The 577-nt window shown below is 56.2% G+C and carries 1 protein-coding gene; it reads right to left on the bottom strand.

The annotated features are described in order from the left end of the window. The coding region (locus tag IEX86_RS24865; RefSeq protein ID WP_188868813.1) for a transposase at window positions 1–278 on the bottom strand (278 nt) is incomplete at its 3' end. Between the last annotated feature and the right edge of the window lie 299 nt (window positions 279–577).

Below are 577 nucleotides of genomic sequence, written 5' to 3'. Positions count from 1 at the left end.
GTCAGCCGGGCGAACTGGCGTATCGACGTCATCTCATACAAGGCCTCCTCCATGGCCGGATCGCTCAGCGAGAACCAGTTCTGCAACAGGTGGATGCGCAGCATCGCCATCAGCGGATACGCCGGTCGGCCGCCTTCACCTTTAGGGTAATGCGGTTCGATCAGGGCAATCAAACCCTTCCACGGCACCACCTGATCCAGGTCGATCAGGAACAACTCCTTGCGGGTCTGCTTGCGCTTGCTGGCGTACTCGGCGTCGGCGAAGGTCATCTGCTTCATGGAAGAGCTCGGGCGTGGGGCGTCTGGGCATTTTGCCAAATCAACAAGTCTTCTTCAGGATTTCCCTAGGGAAATATCGATACTTAACAGACTGACCAGAAAGTAACCCCCATGCGCGAGGCTCTCAACGCTATTTCGGTGCACTTATTTCAATTCAAGTCCAAACACCTTATCGAGCACTGCTCGTATGCCGCGATGTAGGCCATGGTTATTGATCCCTTCGTTAACGGCGCTTTCGAGCCCAGCGGGACGAAGGTCTGTAGGGTCAGGTCGGAGCTGCGACCAGGTCTGGCCCTGTT

It is taken from the genome of Pseudomonas asuensis, from assembly GCF_014646755.1.
In the GTDB taxonomy this organism is placed as follows: domain Bacteria; phylum Pseudomonadota; class Gammaproteobacteria; order Pseudomonadales; family Pseudomonadaceae; genus Chryseomonas; species Chryseomonas asuensis.
This window is presented reverse-complemented; position numbering and strand designations above follow the sequence as displayed.